The 24791-nt window shown below is 68.0% G+C and carries 22 protein-coding genes and 1 pseudogene; 12 read left to right on the forward strand and 11 right to left on the reverse strand.

The window, feature by feature from the left end:
- Positions 1-930: 930 nt before the first annotated feature.
- A complete protein-coding gene (locus tag DM816_RS24780; protein ID WP_117212800.1) occupies positions 931-2154 on the forward strand; it encodes a hypothetical protein in 1224 nt (407 codons plus the stop codon).
- A 10-nt stretch (positions 2155-2164) separates the two neighbouring features.
- Here the strand turns inward: DM816_RS24780 and DM816_RS24785 are convergent, their stop codons facing one another.
- Positions 2165-2524, reverse strand: coding sequence for an STAS domain-containing protein (locus DM816_RS24785; RefSeq protein WP_117212801.1), 360 nt, complete (start codon positions 2522-2524; stop codon positions 2165-2167).
- A 94-nt stretch (positions 2525-2618) separates the two neighbouring features.
- Between DM816_RS24785 and DM816_RS24790 the strand changes: the two genes are divergently transcribed.
- Complete coding sequence (locus tag DM816_RS24790) at positions 2619-3800, forward strand: PP2C family protein-serine/threonine phosphatase (protein ID WP_117212802.1); 1182 nt, start codon at positions 2619-2621, stop codon at positions 3798-3800.
- Positions 3801-3920: 120 nt separating this feature from the next.
- On the opposite strand, the gene DM816_RS24795 is transcribed toward DM816_RS24790, so the two are convergent.
- From DM816_RS24795 to DM816_RS24815, 5 genes are all read right to left on the reverse strand, one after another.
- Entirely contained in the window at positions 3921-4439 is a 519-nt protein-coding gene (locus DM816_RS24795) for a hypothetical protein (RefSeq protein ID WP_117212818.1), read from the reverse strand.
- 239 nt (positions 4440-4678) lie between these two features.
- On the reverse strand, positions 4679-5587 hold the full coding sequence (locus DM816_RS24800) for a DUF6807 domain-containing protein (protein WP_211588839.1): 909 nt from the start codon (positions 5585-5587) through the stop codon (positions 4679-4681).
- Positions 5568-6617, reverse strand: a complete 1050-nt coding sequence (locus DM816_RS24805; RefSeq protein WP_117212804.1) for a Gfo/Idh/MocA family protein — start codon at positions 6615-6617, stop codon at positions 5568-5570. Before DM816_RS24805 ends, DM816_RS24800 begins: the two co-directional genes overlap by 20 nt.
- Complete coding sequence (locus DM816_RS24810) at positions 6604-8865, reverse strand: beta-xylosidase/alpha-l-arabinosidase (protein ID WP_117212805.1); 2262 nt, start codon at positions 8863-8865, stop codon at positions 6604-6606. Before DM816_RS24810 ends, DM816_RS24805 begins: the two co-directional genes overlap by 14 nt.
- A complete protein-coding gene (locus tag DM816_RS24815; protein WP_117212806.1) occupies positions 8862-9887 on the reverse strand; it encodes an endo-1,4-beta-xylanase in 1026 nt (341 codons plus the stop codon). The genes DM816_RS24810 and DM816_RS24815 overlap by 4 nt, the downstream gene beginning before the upstream one ends.
- A 218-nt stretch (positions 9888-10105) precedes the next feature.
- Between DM816_RS24815 and DM816_RS24820 the strand changes: the two genes are divergently transcribed.
- The 5 genes and pseudogenes from DM816_RS24820 to DM816_RS45905 form a co-directional block, all read left to right on the forward strand.
- Positions 10106-11122 carry a LacI family DNA-binding transcriptional regulator gene (locus tag DM816_RS24820; protein ID WP_117212807.1) on the forward strand — a complete coding sequence of 339 codons (1017 nt, stop codon included), beginning with the start codon at positions 10106-10108 and terminating at the stop codon, positions 11120-11122.
- On the forward strand, positions 11119-11616 hold the full coding sequence (locus tag DM816_RS24825; protein ID WP_117212808.1) for a nucleoside deaminase: 498 nt from the start codon (positions 11119-11121) through the stop codon (positions 11614-11616). Before DM816_RS24820 ends, DM816_RS24825 begins: the two co-directional genes overlap by 4 nt.
- 98 nt (positions 11617-11714) lie before the next feature.
- Positions 11715-13376: an endo-1,4-beta-xylanase gene (locus DM816_RS24830; protein ID WP_117212809.1), complete on the forward strand. Its 1662-nt coding sequence runs from the start codon at positions 11715-11717 to the stop codon at positions 13374-13376.
- Between the two features lie 99 nt (positions 13377-13475).
- Positions 13476-14081, forward strand: coding sequence for a GNAT family N-acetyltransferase (locus DM816_RS24835; RefSeq protein ID WP_117212810.1), 606 nt, complete (start codon positions 13476-13478; stop codon positions 14079-14081).
- 71 nt (positions 14082-14152) lie between these two features.
- Positions 14153-14341: pseudogene (locus tag DM816_RS45905) on the forward strand (hypothetical protein); the annotation flags it as partial.
- A gap of 84 nt (positions 14342-14425) precedes the next feature.
- On the opposite strand, the gene DM816_RS24840 reads toward DM816_RS45905, so the two are convergent.
- Positions 14426-15292, reverse strand: a complete 867-nt coding sequence (locus DM816_RS24840; RefSeq protein WP_246002203.1) for a DUF1295 domain-containing protein — start codon at positions 15290-15292, stop codon at positions 14426-14428.
- A gap of 83 nt (positions 15293-15375) precedes the next feature.
- On the opposite strand from DM816_RS24840, the gene DM816_RS24845 reads away from it, so the two are divergent.
- Positions 15376-15903: an rRNA adenine N-6-methyltransferase family protein gene (locus tag DM816_RS24845; RefSeq protein ID WP_117212812.1), complete on the forward strand. Its 528-nt coding sequence runs from the start codon at positions 15376-15378 to the stop codon at positions 15901-15903.
- Between the two features lie 95 nt (positions 15904-15998).
- The gene (locus DM816_RS24850; RefSeq protein WP_117212813.1) at positions 15999-16922 is read left to right on the forward strand and encodes a hypothetical protein; all 924 of its coding nucleotides are present in this window, start codon (positions 15999-16001) and stop codon (positions 16920-16922) included.
- On the opposite strand, the gene DM816_RS24855 is transcribed toward DM816_RS24850, so the two are convergent.
- Both DM816_RS24855 and DM816_RS24860 read right to left on the reverse strand, forming a co-directional pair.
- The gene (locus DM816_RS24855; RefSeq protein WP_246002205.1) at positions 16905-17684 is read right to left on the reverse strand and encodes an alpha/beta hydrolase; all 780 of its coding nucleotides are present in this window, start codon (positions 17682-17684) and stop codon (positions 16905-16907) included. The genes DM816_RS24850 and DM816_RS24855 overlap by 18 nt on opposite strands.
- A complete protein-coding gene (locus DM816_RS24860; protein WP_483964159.1) occupies positions 17681-18652 on the reverse strand; it encodes a coiled-coil domain-containing protein in 972 nt (323 codons plus the stop codon). Before DM816_RS24860 ends, DM816_RS24855 begins: the two co-directional genes overlap by 4 nt.
- Positions 18653-18775: 123 nt before the next feature.
- Between DM816_RS24860 and DM816_RS24865 the strand changes: the two genes are divergently transcribed.
- A complete protein-coding gene (locus DM816_RS24865) occupies positions 18776-19591 on the forward strand; it encodes a hypothetical protein (RefSeq protein WP_117212815.1) in 816 nt (271 codons plus the stop codon).
- A gap of 170 nt (positions 19592-19761) precedes the next feature.
- Here the strand turns inward: DM816_RS24865 and DM816_RS24870 are convergent, their stop codons facing one another.
- Positions 19762-21975, reverse strand: coding sequence for a HelD family protein (locus DM816_RS24870; protein ID WP_117212816.1), 2214 nt, complete (start codon positions 21973-21975; stop codon positions 19762-19764).
- A 78-nt stretch (positions 21976-22053) separates the two neighbouring features.
- Between DM816_RS24870 and DM816_RS24875 the strand changes: the two genes are divergently transcribed.
- Positions 22054-22926: an amidohydrolase family protein gene (locus DM816_RS24875; protein ID WP_425455274.1), complete on the forward strand. Its 873-nt coding sequence runs from the start codon at positions 22054-22056 to the stop codon at positions 22924-22926.
- Here DM816_RS24875 and DM816_RS24880 read toward each other — a convergent pair.
- Positions 22923-23651: a tyrosine-protein phosphatase gene (locus tag DM816_RS24880; RefSeq protein WP_117212817.1), complete on the reverse strand. Its 729-nt coding sequence runs from the start codon at positions 23649-23651 to the stop codon at positions 22923-22925. The genes DM816_RS24875 and DM816_RS24880 overlap by 4 nt on opposite strands.
- Positions 23652-23723: 72 nt before the next feature.
- Between DM816_RS24880 and DM816_RS24885 the strand changes: the two genes are divergently transcribed.
- The coding region (locus DM816_RS24885; RefSeq protein ID WP_162907801.1) for an AI-2E family transporter at positions 23724-24791 on the forward strand (1068 nt) is incomplete at its 3' end.

Consider the following 24791-nt stretch of genomic DNA (forward strand, 5'->3'; position numbering starts at 1 on the left):
GAGGTGGGGGCGGGGGTGGCCGGTGGGCGGGGCGGCCGGTGTGGTGGAGGCGAAGGCGGTCAGCAGGCGGCGCCGACGTAGCGGGTCGACGCGGACAGCTGTCCTTTCATCACGGTGTCGTAGGTCCACTCGGCCATCACCGGGCCGGTCGCCGTGCCGTCGCGTTGCTTGGTTTACGGCCGAGCTGGTCGTGGGGCACCTGGGGGTACCGTGGCCGCAGACTGTCCAATGCGGACAGGTCCGCCAAGCTTTCCATCATCAAAACCATAGCCAAATCTACGTCTCCACGTCCAAGCCCGCCGTCGTCGCCAAGGAAAGCGGCCCGGCGTAACCTCGGCGAGGTCAACAGCTCGAATCGGTGATATCGCGCCTGAAGGCAGAGAGACCGTGTCGATAGCAGTGGAAATCATCCAGCCGGGCGACTGGACAGGCCGACCCGGTCGAGCTGTTCGGCGGCCACAGACCACCGACACTTTGCTGGGCGTGGAAACGCTGGCCGCACCGGACGATCCGATCGAGGTGGATGCTCCGCCATCATCGATTGAACGCTAGGCCAGCCGCCTTACGGGGCAATCGGCTGCAGATTGTCCAATGCCGACATGTCCGCCGGTCGGACATTGCGGCCAGCGGGCATGGCGTTTCTTGGCCTGCGTCAGCAGGTGTTTGCGGACGCTCCGGACGTCTTTCCAATCCCGCCGAGGGCGCCGCCAGATTGTCGACAGGTATGTTGACCTGCGGGGGTGTCGTTGTCGGCATCGGTTAGAGTCATGGCACCTGCCAGCCGACTACGGGGATGACCATGCCGACAATCGTTGTGCTGCTAGTCCTTGGGATCTTCGGGGTCGGGCTATGGTTGCTCGCGGTGCCCGTGTCGCAGGCACGCCTGGATCGATTCGTCGCTCGTTATTCGTTGGATCTGCTCGTTATTCGTTGGATCTGACGGCCGCCAGCCGCGATCGTTTGCGTGCCTATCTGGCCGGCCGCAGGCGTGCCCGGGTGGCCGGTGTGCTTGTCGCGGCGGGCATCGGGCTGTTCGCGTCGGTTCCGGACGATCGGGTCGAGCTCGGGTTCGTGCCGCTGCTTGTCGGCTGGTTCGCCGGCGCGGTCGCGGTCGAGCTCGCCCAGCGCAGCGGGGGCATCCGCGTCGCTCACCCTGGACAGGCGTGGAGCCGGATGCCCGTGGCCTTGGGCGTGGTCACGGTGTTGTGGACGATGGCCGCGGTGTTGCTGCGCAGCGAAGGTGTCCGCTACGAGACGTTGCTCGGCTGGGGATCAGGTGCCCTGGCGACAGCCCTCGTCCTGGGTGTGATGGTGCGCTTGGCGAGTCGAAGTGGTCTGCGCGAGGCCGAGCCGGAACTGGCGTCAGCAACGTCCGCGGATGCTGTGCGGGGCTTGACTGTCGGCGGCATGACCCTTGCCCTGCTGGGCCTGGCCCAATCATGGATGCGTGCTGTCCCGGGTCCCTACACCGAAGCAGCCGAGCTCTATCCGGCGGTGTGGCTCGTGTGCATCGCCATGCTCGCATTCGCGATAAACACGGCGACTACGTGGGATCGCCGACGTGCGTCGACATGGTGTGCCGTCGCTTTGATCGCCGCGGTGCCGATAGCGTGGGCCGCCCCGGTCAGGTTGGCCCAGGAGCCACCGTTGCGCCCGCAGGAAGCCCGCCCCAGCGCCCACATCCGGGTTGTGCGGCTCGATGCCATGCCCGCCGCGCGCGCCGAGCTTGGCCTCGAGCCCGACCCACTCCAACTCCCGCACACCGCCAAGCCCGAGTCCCTGCCAACGGCGCTCATCGGCCGGGTCGACGTAACCCGACCTGCCCCGGCCGGGGCAAGCTACCAGCTGTTTGCCTTCGACCGGCGCACCAACGCCGCGATCACACTCTATGGAGCCGATGGTGCCCTTTGGCACGGACGTTGGAGTCTCGTGCTGCCCGCCCGATATCCGTGGCTGTCCAGCGTGATCGGGAGGCGGGATGCCAATGGCTTCACACACAATCCCAGCGCGGCATCACCGGATCCCGAGTCCGGTCTGCTGTGGTTTCACGGTCTGTTGCCCGACACCGGCCCGTATTCGGCCGACGACCTGCAGCTGGTGCTCATGCTCGTGCGGCACGGCGACAGCTTCGTCTACTGGGCCACGCCGGTCTAGCGACCCAAGCTCATTGCCTGCGCGGCTCCCCCTGGGCGTCCAGCAGCTGGTCGAGGTTGGTGGCCTTGATGATGCGCAGCACCTGATCGGGCACGTTGACCAGGCGGAGCCACCCGCCCGCCGACCCGGCCGCCTCGTGCAGCCGAACCAGCATGTGCAGGCCGGCCGAGTCGCAGAAGCCGAGCTCTTTCAGGTCGAGCACCAGCCGGGTCTCGCCCCGCTCGATGGCGTCCATCAGCAGCTCAAGCGGCGGCTTACTGGTGGCAAAGCTCAGCTCACCCACCAGCGCCGCTTCGAGCAACCCACCCGGGCGCTCGACGAGCCGGAGGTTCAGATGGTCCGACGGCCCGTCGGAAAACGCCTCACTCATCGTCACCTGGACTACCCGGATGAGACCTACGCTGAAACGGTAAGGCTGCGAGGGATACCGTGAGAACGAGCACACCCGTCGGTGAGGTGGAGCAATGGCGGATCACGATCGGCTCTGGGATCGCGCGATGACGGATTTCCTGTCCCGTGCCCAGTTCGCGCTTCCGGAGGAGCTCGCCGATGTGGCCAACACGGCCCTCGCGCCGCTCCGTGCCCGGATGACGGTTTACCTGGTGGACCACGAGCAGCGGGAGCTGCACCCGCTGCCGCACACAGGCCAACCGCCCCACCAGTCCCTGCCCGTGGACGGCACGCTGGCGGGCCGGGCGTTCAGCGCCATTCAATCGGTCAAAACTGTCGAAACCGGGCACGCCTCGGGAGCCGACCGGTGGTGGCTGCCGCTGCTCGATGACACCGAGCGCCTGGGCGTGGTCGAGCTCATCGCCGGCGATGACGGAGACACGCTGCACCGAGCGGGGCTGTTCGCGTCGCTGCTGGCGCACCTGCTCGCGACCAAGTTTCCGTATGGCGACGCGCTGCACCGCGGGCGCCGTACCAGAAATATGTCTGCCTCCGGCGAGTTGCTGCTGGCGATGCTTCCGCCGCTGACCTTCAGCTGCCCCTCCCTTGTCGTCTCGGCCATCCTTGAGCCCGCCTACGACGTGGGCGGTGACGGTTTTGATTATGCGGTACAGAGCGGGCTCGCGCGTTTCACGGTGATAGATGCGATGGGGCGGGGGCTGCAGGCCGCGATCACCTCGGTCACCGCGATGTCGGCCATGCGCGCCGCCCGGCGCAATGGGCTGCCACTGGCCGAGGTGGCCGCGGCCGGCGATGCCGCGCTGGTAGAATCGTTCGGCGACATGCGTTTCGCGACCGGTGTGCTCGCCGAGCTCGACATCGACACCGGATTGCTGCGCTATGTCAACGCCGGTCACCCGCCTCCCGTGCTGATGCGCCGGCATCACGCCGTCACCGAGCTCGACGACGCCCGCCGGCTGCCGCTGGGCCTGGGCACCGGGCCGGCCGAATACGCCGAAACGTCGCTGGAACCGGGCGACCGCGTGCTGCTCTACACCGACGGCGTGGTGGAGGCGCGGGACATACAGGGCGATCAGTTCGGCGTGCCAAGGCTGATCGACATGGCCGAGCGTGGCGCCGCCGCGCAGCTGCCCGCGCCCGAGACGCTGCGCCGGCTGTCGCATGCCGTGCTCGAACACCAGGGCGGCCCACCGGCCGACGACGCGACCATGATGCTCGTCGAATGGGCGCCCTGAGCAAGCCAAGTATGTGTGAAAGTTGGGCCATGACGATTGCACGCACGTGGCGCGCTTCGGCGACCCCGGACTACGACCGCACGGTCGAGCATTACGAGGTGTCGGAGTTCACCGGGTGAGTCACTCGCCGAACAGCTCGGCCTGCTCGCCCTCTGTCACATCGACAGCGCTGTGCTCGGGCGCAGGCGGCCCAGCAATGGGCGTCGAATAAACCCGCCCCCGCCGCGCCTCGACCGCGAACGGCACCAGCAGCACGGGCGGCATCGGCTCGGTGAACGGGCCGGTGCCCCACCGCACCCACAGCGCCACCCGCCCGGCGGCGGCCTCGGCGGCCAGCTTTTCCAGTGTGCGCTTGCGATCCGAGCGGTCCACCTCGACCACGATGGGCGCGGCACCGGCCCGCGCGATGCCCACATCCACGAACGAATGCCGGTCCTGGTACGGCGGGGGCAGCGGGAACACGCTGCGCGCCTTGCGATACACCCGCCAGCCCGAATCCCTGCCCCAGTCCACCACCGCCCCCGTCACCAGCTCGGTGATCTGATCGGCGTCGCGGTCCACAAAGGACAGCCGCAGGCCGAGCCACGCCTGCAGCGATGCGGCCAACCGCACCGACTCGGCGAGCGAGGTCGGGTTCAACGCCGGCACACCTCGACACCCAGCGCGTTGATCTTGCCGTGCGCCGGCGCGACGCCGTCGACCTCCTCGACCCCAATCACACCCGCGAGCCTACGCTGTCAATCCCGCAGGGAGTGGCCTCGGCCCAGCCCGCAAGGGCCTTGCATCGCTCTGGACGGGGCGGCGGTGAGCGCGAAGCCCCGGTTCGCTACGCGGCCGAGTCCACCCGTGCCCAAGAGCACGGCTTCGCCCGAAGAAACCTAGGCCACTTTGACGTGCATCTCCGCATCCAAGGTGGACAGTGTCGCGTCGCCCAGCGCGGCCAGGTCGGCGGCTCCGTCGACGCCCGGGTCGCCGTCACTGATCACCACCGCGTAGCGCAGCAGCAGGCTCTCGCCGTCGTCGAGGCGGACCTCTTTGCTGAAGAACGGCGCCGGACACACGCACGCGAACATGCCCGACCGCACGAACCACTGCGTCGGGTGCCCCTGGTTTTCGGGCGCGTCGACGAACACCAGCGTGGCCTTGCCGTTGGTGTAGCCCATCCAGGGCGCACGCTCGCCCATCAGCTCGTCGCGGCCCACCCGCGAGTCGAGGTAGACCCGCCCGCCCACGAACGACTCGGGCCCGCGCCAGAACAGCCCGCCGTATCCGGCGTTGTCGCGCCCCTCGGTGGTCGGGCTGCCGATGGCGATCTCGTGCCCGCTGACGTTGGTCATGGCCGTGGCGAACGCGAGCACCCACACCCCCGCCGCCTCGAACACGCTCACGTCGAACCGGCGCAGCTCCCGGAACCACACCTCGCCCTGCTCGGTGACCCAGTGCAGCCGGTGTGCCACGGTGTTAGGCGACAGCCGCAGGAACGCCTCGTGCCGCATCGCCCCGTTGTTGGGCAGCTGCACGTATCCCTGATCGCGCACATAGGTCACCCCGCCCCAGAAGTTGGCCGAGCCGACGTTGGGCAGCGACCACGCGATGCCGCGGTGCCACACGTGATCCTCCGGGCGGAACAGTGTCACCAGCTCGCCGCCGAGCGTGTGCACCGGGTGGAAGTATGGCCGGGGGGACTCCAACTGCGGCGAATCGGGCTGGTAGGCATAGGTCAGCAGGCGCTGGCCGCCGTGGTCGATGGACAGCGATTCGTCGGATTCATGGACTAGTTGCAACACCGAAACCTCCATCCATGCGGTGATAGAACGGCGAGTCGGGGCCGATCTCGCCCCGGTGCACCGGCCGGCCAAGGTACGACGACATGTATATCGCGGCGATCAGCTCCAGCGTGTCACGGGCGTCGGCGGCGGCCACCGGCAGCGGCTCGCCCGCCAGCAACGCGTCGACGACGGCCGCGAACTGCGTGGAGTGGCCGCTGCCCCGGCCGCGCAGCAGCGGCGCCAGCGACGGGTCGTCGCTCGTCACCGCCCAGTTGTCGTCGCCGTAACCATACAGATGGGTCAGTTCGACGGTGGCGTATTCGAAGTCGAACCGCAGGTAGGACGTCTCGCGCGGGGACAGCAGACTGTTGATCACGCTTGCCACGCAACCGTTTTCGAGCGTCACGATGGCGTGCGAGAGGTCCTCGGTCGCGGTCGGCCGGGCCCGGCGGGTCGCGACGGCCACCACCGACTCCCACCGCCCGAGGATCGACAGCATGGTGTCCATCTGGTGGATGCCATGGCCCATGGTGGGCCCGCCGCCCTCGTGCTCCCACGACCCGCGCCACGGCGGGTCGAAGTATGCGTCGGGCCTGTACCACAGCGTGTGGCACACTGCCGTCATCGGCCGCCCGAGCCGCGCGTTGCCGCCCGCCACCAGTTCGCGCAGGCCGACCGCACCCGCGCCGAACCTGTGCTGGGACACCGTGGCGAACCCGTCGAACGTGGCCAGCGAGTCCATTTCAGACAGCGAGAGCGCGGGCGGCTTCTCGCACAGCACCTTGATGCCTCGTTCGAGGCAGGCGATGGCCTGATCGTGGTGCACGCCCGGCGGGGTGCACAGGTGCACCAGATCGGGCCGTTCCACCTCCAGCATCGCGTCGAGCGAGGCATAGGCGCGGGGCACGTTCCACTTGCGCGCGAAGGCCTCCCGCAACTCGTCGACCACCTCGGCGACCGCTACCAGCCGCGTCCGTGGATCAAGGGAGGCCGCGTGCAGTCCCGCGATGCCTCCCGTCCCGACGAAAGCGATCTCAACCGTCCGCAATGGACACTCCCATCGTCAGCCTGCGCTCGTGGCCAACCACGCGCCCATCCCCCACCAGATTCACCGTGATTACTCTGTGTACCGCTTGGCTCGACGCTGAGACGCGCAGTTCCACCAGGCCGGGTTCGACCACCCTACGCCCGTCCCGGCCGGTGAAGCACGCCAGATCCGGATGGAACTCGAACTCCACCCGCCGGGTCTGGCCGGGCTCCAGCTCGACCCGCGCGTAGCCGATCAGCCGCACCAGCGGGCGGGTCACGGACGCCACCGGGTCGCGCAGGTAGATCTGCACCACCTCGGCCCCGGCCACCGGCCCGACGTTGCGCACCTCGACCCGGAAGGCGAGGCTGTCGCCGGTACCCACATCATAATGGTCTTTATCGATCTTACAATCGAAACTCGTGTATGACAGCCCATGCCCGAAGGGGAACAGCGGCGTCGGATCGACCGAGCTGACATCGGTGGCGTAGCCCAGCTTCGGCATCAGATAGGTCCACGGCTGCCCACCGGGGTCGTGGGGCAGGCTCACCGGCAGCCGGCCGGACGGGCAGACGTCGCCGGTCAGCACCGATGCCACCGCCGCGCCACCCGCCTGGCCGGGGAAAAACGCCTGGATGATGCCGGCGGTGCGGTCGGCGAAGCGCCCCAAGGCATATGGCCTTCCGGACATCAAAACCAATATCAATGGGGTACCGGTGGAGAGCACGGCATCCAGCAGAGCCGACTGGACACCGGGCAGTTCCAGGTCGGCCACGTCGGATCCCTCCCCCGACGTGCCCGCCTGGAACAGCCCCGCGACATCGCCGAGCACCATCACGCACGCCTCGGCCCGGCTCGCCGCCGCCACCGCATCGGCAAATCCAGATGTGGCGAGCTCGCGCACGTCACAGCCGCGCGAGTGGACGATGTCGGCGCCGGGAAGCCGTTGGCGCAACGCCTGCAGCACGGTCGGCGCGTCCACCCCGATCGGCGTGCCCGGGTGGTGCAGCCCCACGTGGCGCGGGAAGGTGTAGCAGCCGAACATCGCGTTGGGATCGTCGGCGAGCGGCCCGACGACGGCGAGCCTTTTCAGGTCGCGCAACGGCAGCGTGCCGTCGTTGGCAAGCAGCACAACGGATTCCTCGGCCACGCGGCGGGCGAGCTCGCGTGCCTCCGGCGGGTCCAGGTCGATGTCGCCGTCGGCAGTGGGCGGAGCCCAGTCGGGGTCGAGCAGGCCGAGCTCACACTTCTGCCGAAGCACCCGCTCGCACGCGCGATCCACCAGTTCCCGGTCGGTCAACGTGAGATAGGCAAGCGCATTGGGCAATTCCACGTCGACGCCCGCCCCCAGCGCGATCCGGGCCGCGTCGGCGATGTCGGCCGCGACCCCGTGCCACGTCTGCAGGAACGTGATGCCGAAGTAGTCGGCCACCACCGTGCCCGTGAACCCCCACTCCCCGCGCAACAGGTCGGTCAGAAGCCACGTGTCCGACGCGGCGGGCACACCGTCCACTTCGGAGTACGAGTGCATCACCGAACGCGCGCGCCCGTCGCGCACGGCCATCTCGAACGGCGGCAAGACCACGTCCATGAACTCGCGCCTGCCCATGCTCACCGGCGCGAAGTTGCGCCCGGCGCGCGAGCCCGAATAGCCCGCGAAATGCTTGAGTGTCGCGACAACGCCCGCCGACTGGAGGCCTTGCACATATGCGGTGCCGATCGTGGCCACCAGATAGGGATCCTCGCCGATCGTCTCCTCGGTGCGCCCCCACCGCGGATCGCGCGTCACATCGAGCAGGGGCGCCAGGCCCTGTTGCACGCCAACGGTTTTCAGGCTCCGCCCGATCAGCGCGGCCATGTCTCGTACCAGATCGGGATCGAAGGTCGCACCCCACGCCAGCGGCGTCGGGAAGATCGTCGCGCTCAGGGTCGTGAAACCGCTCAGGCATTCTTCGTGGGCGATGGCCGGGATGCCGAAGCGGTTGGCTTTCACCACCGCCTCCTGCATCCCGGCCAGCCGCAGCACGCCCTCCTCAGGCGTCACCGGTGCGGTCCCGAAGACCCGGGTCAGCTGGCCCAGCCCGTCCTCGATCAGCTGGTGCCAGTCCCATTCCGGCCGCTGCCCCTCGGGCGCCACGGGATCGTTGCCCCCGCCGACCCAAGCGGAATACAGCTGGGCGATCTTCTCGGCCAGCGTCATCCGCCGCATCAGGTCGGCGACGCGCTCGTCGACGGGGCGGGAGGGATCGCGCCACGGCTCCATGGTCATCGTGCGGCAAGGGTCAGCACGGAGACCATTTCGTCGTATGCGGGTTTGCTGTTGAAGTTCTCGTCGAGCAGGTTTGCCGCGCCCTCGCCCTCGAAGAATCCGGGCACCCACGAGTATTTGTCGGTGAACCCCCAGACGGTGAACGAGGTGCAGCGCCTCGCCAGCAGGCAGCCCTGGATCAGGGTGCTGTAACCCTGCGCCTGCGCCTGCAGTTTGGCGTTGTCCGTCGGCATGATCATGCGCACGTCGGCCTCGGTCACACTGGTTTCCAGGCCCAGCGCCTCAAACCGCCGGAGGTTTTCGGCGACCGCGCTTGCCGGATAGTACCCATACTGCACGCCCAGATGCCCTTGAATTCCAAAGCCATCCACCGGTACGCGATCGGCCTTCAGTTGCTTGGCGAGGTTGTAATAGGCGGTGCTCTTGGCGCTGATGCCCTCGACGTTGTAGTCGTTGAGGTACAGCTTGGCCTTGGGGTCGGCCTGGCGGGCCCAGCGGAAGGCGTCGGCGATGTAACCCGGCCCGAGCTGTTGCAGCCAGATCGAGTCGCGCAGGTTGCCGTTGTCGTCGATCACCTCGTTGACGACGTCCCACTGGTAGATTTTGCCGCGGAAGTGGCCGACCTCATCGAGGATGTGCTGGCGCAGGATGCCGCGCAACTCCTCGGGAGCGATGCTGCCATCGGCAACGCCTGAGGTCAGCCACTCGGGCAACTGGTTATGCCAGACCAGAGTGTGCCCGCGAACTCGCTGGTGGTTGGCCCGGGCGAAGGCCACGAGTTCGTCCGCTGGGGCAAAGTTCAGCTGGCCCCGCTGGGGCTCGATTTCCGACCACTTCATCACGTTTTCGGCGGTGACACTGTTGAATTCCCGAGCGATCCGCTCGCGGTAGACCTGGTCGCTGGCGAGAGCGGCCATGTCGACGGCGGTGCCGATGCTCAGGTGATTGCGGGCGGCCAGGTGCCGAAGGGTCCCGGGGCTGCCACCGTCGATCTCGGGGCCACCTAAGGCTTGCGAGCTCATAGGTAGCAACAGGACCACGGCAAGCGTGCCAGCGGCCCAAATACGTCTCGTCGCATTCACCACCGGTTTCCTTCCGTCAATTTCCGGAATATTTCCGTTAGTCGTCTGGAACGCTAAAGCCAACACGTCCGGCGGTCAACCCTCTACAGTCGGGGGTGCGCGACCGAAAGTTTCGGACGTAGGCTGAGCCCCAGGTTCACGCACTTGGAGGGTTAGCGGTGGCCATAGACGAAGAGCGCAAGGTAACGATCGCGGCGATCGCCCGCGAGGCGGGGGTGTCCGTGCCCACGGTCTCGCGGGTCATCAACGGGCGGTCCGACGTCGCGCCGGGCACGCGGCAGCGGGTCGAGGAGTTGTTGACCCAGCACGACTATCGCCGGCGCTCCTCCCGACCGTCCGTGACGGCAAGCCTGATCGACCTGGTGTTTAATGACCTGGACAGCCCGTGGGCCGTGGAGATCATCCGGGGCGTCGAGGAGGTCGCCCACTCCTCCGGCATCGGCACGGTCGTCTCGGCCATCCACCGGCGCTCGGCGCCGACCCGGCAGTGGATGCAAAACCTGCGGGCGCGGGCCAGCGACGGCGTCATCCTCGTGCTGTCCGACCTGGCCCCGCCGTTCCACGCCGAGCTGCGCCGGCTCAACGTGCCCGTGGTCGTCGTCGACCCGGCCGGCGTCCCGTCCTTGGACGTGCCCACGGTCGGCGCGGCCAACTGGACCGGCGGCCTGCGCGCCACGGAATACCTCATCTCGCTCGGCCACCGCCGCATCGGCTTCATCGCCGGCCTGCCGCGCTTGCTGTGCAGCCGGGCCCGGATGGACGGATATCGCGCGGCGCTCGAAGCCGCGGGCATCCCGCTCGAAGAGGAGCTCATCCGCGAGGGCGACTTCTATCACGAGTCGGGCTTCACCGGCGGCACGTCCCTGCTCGCCATGCCCGACCCGCCCACGGCCATCTTCGCCTCCAGCGACCAGATGGCGCTGGGGGTGTATGAGGCCGTGCGGCAGCGCGGGTTGCGCGTGCCCGACGACGTCAGCGTCATCGGCTTCGACGACCTGCCCGAGGTGCGCTGGTCCTCGCCTCCGCTCACCACGGTCCGCCAGCCGCTCGCCGAGATGGGCCTGCTCGCGGCGCGCACCATCCTGCGTGTGGCGCAGGGCGAAAAGATCGAGAGCCCGCGCATCGAGCTCGCCACCGAGCTGGTGATCCGCGACAGCACCGCCCCGCCCAAGTGACACCTCAGGACCTGGTTCGCGCCGCGTTGGAGGTGGCCGAGGCGGGACTGCTCGCGGGCGAGCAACCGATCGGCGCCGTCGTGGCCATGGGCGACGAGATCGTCGGGCGTGCCTACACGCAGGAGCACACGCTCGGGCGCCGGCTGGTGCATGCCGACCTGCTCGCGATGGTCCAGGCCGACGAGGCGCTGGGCTGGAGCAAGCGGTCGCATCCGCTTCGGCTGGCGGTCAGCCTTGAGCCGTGCGTGATGTGCCTGGGCACGGCCATGGCGCTGGGCGTGCGGGAGGTCTACTACGCGCTCGAATCGCCCAGCGATGGCGGGGCCGGCATCGCGGCGCACTGGCGTCCGGATCCGCCCGTGGAGTGGTTCGCGATGCCGGTGCTGCACGGCGGCGTCCTGCGCGAGGAGAGCCGGGACCTGTTCCGCCGCTACTGCGACACGGCACCCGAAAGCGCGGCCCGGCGGTGGGCCGAATCGCTTATTGCGGACTGATCGGTTTCGGAAGTTTCCGGTAGTGCGTTGACGCAGGCCACGCGTGCCCGCAGAATGGGAGCGCTTCCATCGATGTCGCCCCATCAGGGAGGTCCAAAATGTCCGTCCCATCCAGACGGCTCGTGCCTTTAGCCGTCCTGACGTTGTTCACCGGATTCGCGGTCGCGATAGTCACCGCACCCGAACCGGCCTCCGCCAGCGGCACGCTGCGCTCCCACGCGGCCGCCCGAGGCAAGTTCATCGGCTACGCCGCGGCCACGGGTCCCCTGGCCAACGAGACGGCGTACCGCAACATCGCAGGCTCGGAGTTCAACCAGGTCACCGCCGAAAACGCGATGAAGTGGGACGCCACCGAGCCGCAGGACAACCAGTACAACTTCACCGGCGCCGACCAGGTCGTCGCCTTCGCCCAGGCCAACAATCAGCGCGTGCACGGCCACACGCTCGTGTGGCACAGCCAGACCCCGGGCTGGGTGCAGGGCCTCAGCGGCACCGCCATGCGCACCGCGATGCAGGACCACATCTCCCGCGTGGTCGGCCGGTGGGCCAACGACCCGATCGTCGAATCGTGGGATGTCGTCAACGAGGTGTTCAACGAGGACGGCAGCCTGCGTCAGAGCTTCTGGCTCAATGCCATGGGCCAGTCCTACATCGCCGACGCCTTCCGGTTCGCCCGCGCCGCCGACCCCGACGCCCGCCTGTGCATCAACGACTACAACGTCGAGGGCATCAACGCCAAGAGCACGGCCATGTACAACCTCGTCCAGCAGCTGCGCGCGCAAAACGTGCCCGTCGACTGCGTCGGCTTCCAGGCGCACCTGGCCGTGCAGTTCGGCTTCCCGGGTCAGTACACGCAGAACATCGCCCGCTTCGCCGCGCTCGGGGTGCAGGTGCGCATCACGGAGCTTGACGTCCGGATCCCGCTCCCGGCCGACCAGGCCGAGATCACGCGGCAGAACCAGTACTACACGCAGATCGTCGACGGCTGCATGCAGTCGACGGCCTGCGCGGGCGTGACCATCTGGGGCTTCACGGACCGGTACTCGTGGGTGCCGGACACGTTCCAGGGCGAGGGCCAGGCGCTCATCTACGACACGAACTACAGCCCGAAGCCCGCCTACACGGCCGTGCACGACGCGCTCGACGACGGGGATCCGGGCGGCGACACCCAGCCCCCGACGACGCCGACCGGGCTGACCGCCTCGGGCGTGACGTCCAACAGCGTCAACCTGTCTTGGACCGCGTCGACCGATAACGTGGGCGTGACCGGGTACGACATCATCCGCAACGGCACGGTGACCAACACGGTCGCCGGCACGTCGACGACCGTCACGGGCCTGTCCCCGTCGACCGCATACCAGTTCGCGGTGCGGGCACGCGACGCCGCCGGCAACACGTCCGCCAACTCGGCCACGGTCAACGTGACCACACAGCCCGGCTCCGGCGGGGGCGGGTGTTCGGCCACGGGCACCGTGCAAACCCAATGGGGCAACGGCTACGTGGTCCAGCCCGTGACCGTCACCAACACGGGCACGTCCGCGATCACGGGTTGGACGGTCACGTTGACCCTCCCAAGTGGACACTCGCTCACCGGGCAGTGGAACGCCACCATCTCGCCCACCTCCGGCGCGGTGACTGCCCGCAACATGAGCTACAACGGCAACCTCGGGCCCGGCCAGTCGACCACGTTCGGCTTCCAGGTCAGCCGCCCGAACGGAAACACCGCCGTGCCTTCGGGCTACACCTGTACGGCTTCGTAAGTTTCGAACAATGCGCGGCCGGGGTCCGGCACTTCACACCGGACCCCGGCCGAAACTTTCGGAACTCTCGGAAAGTTTCGGATCCGATACGCTGGACACGTGTCGATCATCCGTCCCTACCGCCCCGCCGATCGCGCTGCGCTGTACGAGATATGCATCCTTACGGCGCACAACGGCGGCGATGCCCGCCCGCACTACCGCGATCCGGGGATCCTGCCCGAGATCTTCGCTGGCCCCTACGCGCATCTTGAGCCGCGGTTCGCTTTCGTTCTGACCGATGACCGGGACCGGCCGGTCGGCTATGTGCTGGGCACGGCCGACACCGCCACGTTCGTCAAGCGGTTCCGCGCGGAGTGGCTGCCGCTGGTGACCGACCGTTATCCGCCGCTGGTTGGCGAGCCCGCCGACGCCGATGAGGTCATGCGCCACCTGCTGCATTGGCCGGAGCGGATGATCGTGCCCGAGCTAGCCGAGCACCCGGCGCACCTGCACATCGATCTTCTGCCCGCTTATCAGCGTCGAGGCCACGGCCGCCGCCTGGTCGACCGGTTGGCGCAGGCGCTGCGCGCGGCCGATGCGCCGGCCGTGCACCTGGGCATGGTCACGGAGAACACGGCCGCGCGGGCCTTCTACGACCGGATCGGCATGCATGTCATCGACGTGCCCGAGCCGGGTCCGCTCACCTATCTGGGGCTGAAGCTGTAGCCGTGGCGGGTCGTCGCAGCGGTTCGGTGGCGCAGCAAACGCCCAGCCCATTGCTGCGCCAGTTGTAGCCCGAGGCGGCCAAGTCGGCGCGGGTGACGCACGCGCACCCTGAGGGCGTGGCGGGAGCGATCGCAATCGCCGTGGCGGCAGGCAACGTTGACAAGACCTCCGCAATCGTTGGCGGCGTGGTGGGTTCCTACACCGGCGCCGCCGGAATCCCGCAAGACTGGCTGGCCTCCCGCGAACCGTTGCCTCAGTGGGCGTCGGCGACGAGCTCGACCTCGAAGCCGTGGTCGCCCTCTTCAGGTCAGGGACCCAGATTTCGACGTGATGCAGCTCGCCCGTCATTTCACGAACGGTATCAGCATCGGCACATCCCGCTGATACACCGGATAATCGGGGCGGCGGGCCAGCGAACGCTTCTCCATCAACGGAATGCTCACGCCCACAAACAGCACCACCATCGCGATTGGACCGACGATGGTCCACCACCACGACGGGTCGGCGGCCAGGCCGAACAGCCACAGGCCCCACCACACCCCGATCTCGCCGAGATAGTTCGGGTGCCGCGAGCGCCGCCAAAGTCCAATGTCGACAGTGCGTCCGGCGTTGCCCGGATCGCGGGCGAACCGGCGCAGCTGCAAATCCGCAATGGTCTCAAGGGCTATCGCGCCCAGCATGACCACAGCGGCCAGCCCGTCCAGCCAGCCGATCGGGCGGCTGCCCGCCAGCGCGGGCCAGGCGGAAAGCAGCGCGAGATAGACGGCCAGCGTGGGCATCATATGGATCCCGGTGAACGTCACCAGCCACCACGGCAGCCGGCCGTGCGTCTGCTCACGGATCTGCACGTAGCGCCAATCCTCGTGGCGCGGCCCGCCCCAGCCGACGGCCCAGTTGGCAGTCAGCCGCACGCCCCAGGCGAGCAGCAGCACGAGCACCAGCACCTGCCGCACCGCGACACCGTCCACAGCCGACAGTGTCCATGCACCGGCGATCAGCGGCGGCGCGACGCTCCAATATGGGTCGTACACGCTCGAATTCGACAGCACCATCGACCCGGCGAACACCACCACCGTGCCGACCACATCGGCGTAGAAGAACGCCTCGATCGGATGCGCGCCCGACCCCACCACCGCCACGGTCGCCCAACCCGCCAGCGCCGCGAGCAGATAGATGCCGCCAACAACCATGAGGCCGGTCACTTTGTTCATGATGATTTCTAAAACCATTTGAGGGTACCGGTCAAGCCCACGTACCTTCGGTTACGTGCAATTCTTCTTCGTGATGGTGCGCCGTGCGCGCCGGCGGACGCTCCCGCCGGGCGTGGGGCTGGCATCCGCTCTCCGCTGACTGGGCCGAGCGCGTCGTCGCCGACGCCGGCATCCGCCCCGGCGACCTGGTTCTCGACATTGGCGCGGGCACGGGCGCGCTGACCGCCCCGCTCGTGCGGGCCGGTGCCCGCGTGCTGGCCATCGAGCTGCACCCGGGCCGGGTCGCGCGGCTGCGCGAGCGGTTCGCAGGCGAACAGGTCACGGTGGTGCACGTCGACGCACGCGAATTGTTGTTGCCGCACAAGCCGTTTAAGGTCGTGTCCAGCCCGCCGTACGCGGTTTCGAGCGAGTTGCTGCGCACGCTCACGGCCCGTTCGTCGCGGCTCGTTTCGGCGCATCTGGTGCTGCAACGCGCTTTCGTGCACAGAATCGTCAGCCGCTGGGATTCCCGCGCCCGCTGGCACGCCGTGCCCGGCCGCCCGCTCCCCCGCACCGCCTTCACCCCACCCCCTCAGGTCGACTCCCGCGTCCTCGTGCTCTCGCGCCGCTGACGCGACCGCGCCGCTGACACGACCGCTCACCGACACGACCGCTCACTGACGCGACCATGACGCCACCGTGATCGACGACTGCAAGGTCTGTGGGCATGACGACACTGAGATGGTTGCGGCGGGCCGGGCTCACCGGGCTCGCCGTCGCGCTGATGGCGGGCGGATTGGCCGCGCCCGCGCACGCCGACGAACGGACGCTCGACACCGACGGCGTCAAGGTCGACGCGGTCGGGTTCGACTTCGGCGACGGAAGTTACCAGAGCAACGAGATGAGCCAGACCGGGCCGGTGGAATGGCTGGTCGACGAGAACGACCTGACTCCGCACCTGACCGGAATCCTGCACCTGGCCGGGGTCAACAACGAGTGTGCGCGCATGCGCATCGACTACTACACCAGCGCCACGACGTTCCTGACGACCCGCTACGGCGGCACGGTCTGCGCGCCCGACAACGGTTACAACGCCTGGAGCGTCAACCTTCGCCCGTACACGAGCAACAAGATCGGCAAGGTCAAGGTGTCGATCGAGGTGCAGCTGCCCGACGGGACGTACGACATCGTCGGCTCCGACTGGTCGACGCTGCACACGTTCATCGACACGACCGTGAAGGTGGCCGACAGCGACGGTAGCGGCGTGTGGGGCATCGGGTTCGGCAGTTCCGGCTGGTCGAACGGGAGCCCGATCGGCTACGGCCAGATCGTGTGGAACCTGGACGGTGGCCAGATCCGCCCGCACCTGAGCGGCAACCTGCACATGGAGAGCGCCGCCGGCGACTGTGTGCGGATGCGCATCGACTACTACTCCGACGACGGCCCTGACGCGGGCACGGCCAGCGACTACATCACGACCGTGTACGGCGGGACGGTGTGCGCCCTGGACAACTCCCACCACGAGTGGACCGTGGACCGCGACGACTACTCGGGCACGGACATCCGGCACGTCAGGGTGTCCATCGAGGAGCAGGTCACGGCCACCACGTGGACCATCATCGACAGCACGTACTCATATTTCGGCAGCTAGCCGGTCCACCGCGTCGATGATCTGGGGGCCGTCGAACAACTCGGGATCGTTGTGGTCGGCCCCCTGCACCTCCACCAAGCCCACCAGACGCGGGACCCGCGCGGCGACCTCGCGGCTGAGCGAAGGCGGCACGATCGAGTCTGCGCTGCCCAGGATGACGATGACCGGAGCCGGTACCCGGGAAATGGTTTCAATCAACGGGTATTTGTCGCGGAGCAGCAGCCTGACGGGCAGGAATGGATAATGTCGCCCACCGACCGCAGCCAGGTCGGTGAACGGTGAGCGCAGCACGACGCCGCCGACAGGCGATTGCGCGGCCAGGTCGGTGACGAGCGCGCCGCCGAGGCTCTCTCCAAACAGGATGATTCGCTCGGCCGGAAAGAGCGTGGTGAGATGGGCATATGCGGCCCTGATGTCCCGATAGAGGCCCGCTTCGCTTGGGCTGCCGGGGTTTCCGCCATATCCACGGTAGTCGAAGAGCAGCACCGTGAACCCGCGGCCCGCCAGATCATGCGCGAGCGGCATGCGCCCGGTGCGGTCGCCGCCGTTGCCGTTGGCCACCAGCACGGCCAGCCGCCTGTCCGGCCCGGACGGGGGCGGCCGGACCAGCGTCGCACCCAACGTCAGCCCGTCGGACGTCCGCAACTCGACATCGCGCGGGACGAAACCGGTACTCGGAAAGTAGATCAGCTGCCGCTGGCCGAGCCAGAGCAGGGCCAGCACCCCGGCCAGCACCAGCACGACCACCAGCAGCGTGTTCAATAGACCGACAAGTGGACGTGGTTGGTGTGGTCGACGTTGGGCGAGTCGCCGCATCGGGAACCGCTGGAATTGTATTTGCGCCACCCCGATCCGTAGAGCCAGATCGTGCAATACCAGACTACGTACATGACGCCGAGGGCTTTGGCGTTTTTGACGTAGAACGAGGCCAACCGGTCGCCGTAGACCTTGTCGGCCAGCTTGGCCGTGCCCTCGAAACTGCGGTCCGGCGACGTGGACCAGTCGCACGCGCGTCCCTTGGGATGCTCGTAGGGGCCGCCCGAGCGATAGCAGGAAACGTATCGCGTCCACCCCAGCCGCCTGGTCTCGTTGTAGGCGTGCAGCAGCCGAGGCGTGATCATGCTCCCGGTGGTCGGATCCTTCACCGTCCGGCCCTGCGAGGGCCACGTGCCGTCGGAATTGCGCGGCGCCGGTTCGGCGTCGGGCAGCGTGGCCGCGTCGACATCGACGCGCACGGGCGTGCCGCCGGCGACCGCGAGGGCCCGCTCGGCCGCCGTCTGCCGGCGCTTCATCTCGTCGACGGCCGCGTTCTGCTCGGCGATCAGCCGCTCGATCTCGGCCTTGGCCTCCTCGGTGCGCCGCTTGGCCGCCAGGTATTGCGCCATCCGCGCCTGGTCGTACTGTGCCAGTTTGTTCAGCGCGACCGCCCGTTCCATGAGCTCGTCCTGAGTGGACGCCTGCAGCATCATGCCGATCGTACCGAGCCGTCCGGTGCGGTAGGCCTCGGCCGCGTATTTGCTGACCGCCAACTTCACCCGGGTCATGTCGAGCTCGGCCAGGGTGAGCTGCCGCTGCACCTCGGCCTGCTTGGACTTGGACGCCTCCAGTTTCTGCTCCGCCTCGATATATCCGGTGACCGCGATCTCGAGATTTTCCCGCAGGGTGGCTATGCTCTGCGGTCCACCCTCGTTGGGGGGCGCCGGCGTCGGTTGCGCCAAAACCGGCGACACGAACCCCATCATGAGGGCAAACACAGTAGAAAAGGCGACTGTGGCGAATACTCGTCTCAGCGTCACGTCGAGTCACGATAGTGGGATGTTTGGAAAGTTGCATCAGAGGAAATGAGGCCGCCCGTGGAGGTCGAGGCTGCAGTTACCGTCCGTGAGCTGATCGCCAACAACTTGTCAAGACTGCGGAACGAGGCGCGGGTCCCGATCGAACGGGTCGCGCAGGCCGCCTCGGCCATGGGTCTCGGGTGGTCACCCGCCTGGCTGCAAGCGATTGAGCAGGGCCAGAAGTCGCTGACCAGCGAGCAACTGCTGACCATGCCGATCGTGCTCAGCGCTGCCCTGACCCGCCGGATCACCCTGGCCGACCTGCTGATGGGTGAACAATCCGTGATGCTCAACCCCTCGGCGCACTCCCCGGTGCTGGCCTCCTATCTGCGCGAGGTGGTCGTCGGCAGCCCGTTCAAACGTTCCGTCAGCGAGGTGCCGCACGACGCCACCGCGATGCTGATGGCCTCCAACGCGGAGGCGGTCGAGAAGATGCGGACGGTACGTGCGGCCAACCTCGCCGATGTCGACGTGCGCACACTGGGCCGGGCCGAGGCCGGAAGCGGTTCGACGGAGGCCAAACTCGCCCGCCAGCTCGGCGTGCCCGAGATCATCGTGATCGCGGCGGCCGCCAGCCTGTGGGGCCGTTCGCTGTCGGACGAGCGGGACGCCCAACTGCGCGAGGACTCGACGCTGTCGGCCACCGCGGTCAATCGCCGCCTCACAGCCGAGGTGACCAAGCGCATCAACGACGCCGCGGCAGGCAAGCCCGCCGCACCGGCGACCTCGGCCCCATCATCTGCGGGGGCCGTGATTCCGCTGCGGCGGGGCGCGACCGTCACTGAGCAGCGCCGCACCAGCATGCCGACGCAGCGCACCCGCCACCAGCGCTGAGCTGTATTTTCCGCAGTGGTTGCGCTCGGACCACTTCGTGGCCGACCCCAACCACGCAAAACACGGCTTCGCCTGAACAGAGCTAAACCTCAGCTTCCCGCAGTGGTTGCGCTCGGACCACTTCGTGGCCGACCCCAACCACGCAAAAACACGGCTTCGCCTGAACAGAGTTAGATCTCTGGATATACCAAAGTCAGGCGCTGTGTGGCCCGGGTCAGCGCGACGTAGAGGTCGTTGTAGCCGCGCGGCGACTCGGCGACGATGCGGCCAGGATCGACCACGACGACGGAGTCGAACTCGAGCCCCTTGGCCTCCCGGACGGTGAGGCAGGACACCCGCTCGTCCAGGTCGAAGGCGTCGGTCTGCGCGCTCACCGGCAGGATCACACCCACCTTGCCGTCCTCGTCATTGACGTACTTGCGCCAGTCTGACACTCCCTTGTGGACGGTCGGCTGCACGCCCGTCTCGCGCACCGATCGCGGCGGCTTGAGCGACGGGTCGATGTGCGCCAAGGCCTCCTCGGCCGCGAACGCCATGATTTCGGCGGGCGTGCGATAGTTCACGGTCAGCTCGGCCAGCCGCCAACGATCCCCGACATAGGGCGAGAGTACGTCACCCCACGACGACGCGCCGGCCAGGTCGCCGGTCTGTGCCACGTCGCCGACGATCGTCATGGACCGGTTGGGCGCGCGCCGCATGAGCAGGCGCCACGCCATGGGCGACAGCTCCTGCGCCTCATCGACGATCACGTGCCCGAACGTCCAGCGCCGGTCGGCCGCCGCCCGCTGCGCCGCCGTGAGCACCTCGTCGTCGATGTGCCGCTCGGCCAGCTGCGCGGCCGTCAACACGTCGCCGGCCGTGAGGAACTCGGCCTCCTCGTCGACCTCGATGTCGGTCGACACCGAGCCGGAGGCGATGTCGAGCACCCCCTCCGCGTACGCGATGCGCTGGCGCCGCAAGCGTTCCTTACGCGCCGCCGCGTCCGCGTCCGACTCGCCCAGCAGCTCGGCGGCCTCGTCGAGCAGCGGCACGTCGGCCAGGGTCCAGCCGCCGCCGGGCGCGCGGCGCAGCAGCTCGTTGTCGGTGGTCTCGTAAAGCCAGGTCAGCAGCTGTTCCGAGGTGAGCAGCGGCCACCACTCGTCCAGCGCTCTGTCCACTTCGGAGTCTTCCATGAGCTCGCGCCGGATCACGGCCACGTCGGCCTCGTCGAGCAGGCCCACGCCCGGTGCGTCGTTCTCGCCCAGCGGATCGTCCTTGTAGGGATCGTCGCCCAGCTCGTCGGCCACCTGGCGGGCCAGGGCATCGACCACCGTCTGCACGAAGACGGGCCGGGCCAGGTTGTGCGGCTGATCGCTGCGGCGCGCCCGGTCCCGCGCCCGCTCGATGACGGCCGGATCGACGGTGATCATGTGGCGCTCATAGCCGAACCCGGCATGGGTGTCAGACAAAAGAATGTGAATTTCCGTTTCCGGTACCCGCTGACGCTCCGCCAGCGCATCGCGAAGGACGCGCGCCATTTCGAGGCTGCCCTTGAGCGCGGCGACCTCGGCCGGCTCGCCGCGCCGGGCCGTGACCGACGGGAACAGGTCGCCAAGGGTCGAAAGCAGCACACTGGTCTCGCCCAGGCCGGGCAGCACCTGTGAGATGTAGCGCAGGAACGTCTCGTTGGGCCCCAGGATGAGCACGCCCTGCCGGGTGAGCGCCTCCCGGAACGTGTAGAGCAGATAGGCCGCCCGGTGCAGCGCGACCGCGGTCTTGCCCGTGCCCGGCCCGCCCTGCACCACGAGCACGCCGCCCATGTCGGAGCGGATGATGGCGTCCTGCTCGGCCTGGATGGTCTCGACGATGTCGCGCATGCGGCCGGTCCGGCCCTCGTTGAGCGCGCTCATCAGGGCGGCCTCGGACACCAGGCCCTCACTGCTCGCCTGCTGGGGCTGCGCCTCGCGGAGATCAAGCACCTCATCGTCGACGCTGATCACCTTGCGCAGGCGGGTACGGATGTGGCGGCGGCGCCGCACGCGCTCCGGCGAGGCGGCCGTGGCCAGATAGAACAGGCGGGCGGCGGGCGCGCGCCAATCGACCAGCAGCGGCTCGAAATCGTTCTCCTCGTCGAATATCCCGATGCGGCCGATATGCAAATGCTCACCATTGAGATAGTCGAGCCGCCCGAAGCACAGGCCGTGCTCGGCGGCCTCCCATTGCCTGATTTGCTGCGCATACATCGCGGCGGTCGAATCGCGCTCGGATCGCGCTTGATGCGTGCCGCCGCTCGGACCCAGCAGACTCTCGCTCAACCTGCGCTTGGCCTGCTCACGCAGGTCGTCAAGGCGTGCGTACAGGTTCGAGATGGTCCATTGCTCTTCGGCGATGGCATCCGTTGACAAGTGCGCCCCCAGTCCCCTAAACTGCAACTATCGCGACGCCTATTGGCGTCCCTTTTCTTTTTCCGCGAACTCCTTAATATAGCGGCTGTGCTGGGCGATGGCGAACTACCGGATTTCTGGCGTGGACTCGGGCTGCCGGGGCTGATCGACGTTCATGTGCACTTCTATCCCGAGCGCATGCTACGCAAGGTCTGGTCCTATTTCGACAGTGTGTTTTGGACGATCACCTATCGCGGGTCGGATGCCGAGCGGGTCGCGCAGTTGGCGGATTTGGGTGTGCGGGCCTATCCGGCGCTCAGTTACGCGCACCGGCCGGGCATGGCGGCCGAGCTGAACGCATGGGCGCTGGAGTTCGCCCGGAACAATCCGGCGTGCATCCCATCGGCCACATTCTATCCCGAGTCAGATAACTTGGTATATGTAGAGAAGGCGCTCTCGGCCGGGGTCCGGATCTTCAAGGTGCACGTGCAGGTCGGGGCGTTCGACCCGCGCGATGAACTGCTGGACCCGGTGTGGGGCATGCTGGCGGACAGCGGGACTCCAGTCATCACGCACGCCGGATCGGGGCCGCTGCCGGGCCGACACACGGGCCCGGGGCCCCTTGAGGCGGTGCTGCAGCGGCATCCACGGCTCACGGCGGTCATCGCGCACATGGGCACCCCCGAGTACGCGGAGTTTCTTGAGCTTGCCGATCGGTTTGAGCGGGTCCACCTGGACACGACCATGGCCTTCACCGACTTTGTGGAGGGCTTTGCACCGTACCCACAAGAAAAAATGGCGATGGTGAGGGAGCTCGGGCTGGCCGGCAAGATCCTTCTCGGATCGGACTTCCCCAATATCCCTTATTCGTACGCGCATCAGATCGAGGCATTGGCGCGCCTGGATCTGGGCGATGACTGGCTGCGCGCGGTCTGCTGGCACAATGCCGCACGGCTGTTGGGAATCCCCTAGGAGTCGGTGCGTAGTCTGTCTCGGATGCGCTTGATGTGCTCCGGGCTCAGGCCATGGGCGAGCGCGTAGCCTTCGGCGTCGCCATGCTGCTTCCTGAGGTGGGAGAGCATGTGCAGCATGGTCTCCGGGCGGCTGCTCATCCGGTCGCGCAGGCGCTCCCGCTCGGTCTCGTCGGAGACGCCCGCGAGGAACAGCTCGAACTCCTCGCGCAGGCACTCGGCGCTGAGCGCGTAATCTTCGGCGATGACGTCGTCGGGCACGCCGGCCAGGCTCAGCGACAGGGCGACGATCATGCCGGTGCGGTCCTTGCCGACCGCGCAGTGCACGACCACCGTCCCGTCCGGCGCGTCCGCGAGGCTGGCCAATCCGTCCACAATGGACCTGACGTTGCGGTCCAGGCTGTTGGCGTAGACGTCGCCGAGCGTGCGCTCCTTGCTGCGGTCACGCAGCCGCTCGCGGCGCGGATCGATCATCGGGACCAGGCGATAAAGGTCGGTGTCGGCGGAGAACGGGTGCGTGGTGACCGCCGCCTCGTCAGGGTTGCGCAGGTCCAGGATGCGGCTCACGCCGAGCTCTTTGAGCAGGCGCAGGCCGTCGGGAGTCAGGCGGTCCAGGCTGTCGGCGCGGATCAGCGCCCGGTCGCGCACGAACGCGCCGTCGGTGGTGGGCAGGCCACCGAGGTCGCGGACGTTGCGGCAGGCGGGCCAGTCGAGTCGGCGAGACATGGATGAAACTTACTTGGGTTTGCGCGTCGGATGCGACGGAAGTGTCGGACCCCGGGCCCCATAATGGACCCCATGGAACGGGATGGCAGCGGATCTGGCCCGTGGCCGGGGCTCGGCACGGTTTACCGATGGGCCGTGGTGGCCGGGCTCGGCCTGCTCACCGTGTTCGTGGCCATCCAAGCCGTCTGGGCCGTGCGCGACATCCTGGTGCTGGCGCTGGTCGCCCTGTTCGTGGCGGTCAGCCTCGACCCGGCCACCCGCTGGCTGGTGCGCCACCGGGTGCGCCGGCCGTTCGCGGTCGCGATCATCCTGCTCATCGCGTTGCTGAGCGTCGCGGCGGTGATGGCCTTGGTCGGGCCGCCGTTGGTGCGTGAGGCATCGGAGATACCCGACAAGATCCCGGGCTATGTGTCCGCTTTGGACGAGCGGTCGCAGACATTCCGCGAGCTGTCGGATCGTTACGGTCTCGACCAGCACCTCACCCGCATCGCGGCCGACCTGCCGCAGCGCATCGGCACCAGCGTGCTCAACTTCTTCCGCCGGTTCCTGGGCGTTCTGGCCTCGACGCTGCTCGTGCTCGTGCTCACCATCTACTTCATGGCCGACCTGCCCCGCATCCGGCGGTGGGTGCCGAGGCTCTTCCCGCGGCGCTACCAGGAGCGGGCCCACCAGATCGTCGACGTGGTGGTCGACAAGGTGGGCAACTACATGATCGGCGGCCTGCTGGTCTCGACCATCGCGGCGGCCGTGGCCTACTTCGCGCTCACCCTGATGCGCGTGCCGTTCGCCCTGCCGCTGGCGCTGCTGGTCTTCCTCTTCGCGTTCATCCCGCTCATCGGCGCCTCGCTCGCGGCCGTCGTGTGCGCTGTCGTCGCCGCCATCGCCAACGGGCTGTGGCCCAACGCTGCGCTGGTGCTGCTGTTCTTCGTGATCTACCAGCAGGTGGAAAACTACATCATCGCGCCGCGCGTCATGCAGGGGCGCATGGATCTGCCCGCAGTCGGCGTGCTGCTGGCCGGGCTCCTGGGCGGCACCCTGCTCGGCCTGGTCGGCGCGCTCATGGCCATCCCGGTCGCGGCCGCCGTCAAGGCCATCCTGACCGAGGTCCGCAAAACCGCCCCAGCCCGCGACTCCGCCCCG

The organism is Allorhizocola rhizosphaerae (assembly GCF_003426775.1).
GTDB lineage: Bacteria > Actinomycetota > Actinomycetes > Mycobacteriales > Micromonosporaceae > Allorhizocola > Allorhizocola rhizosphaerae.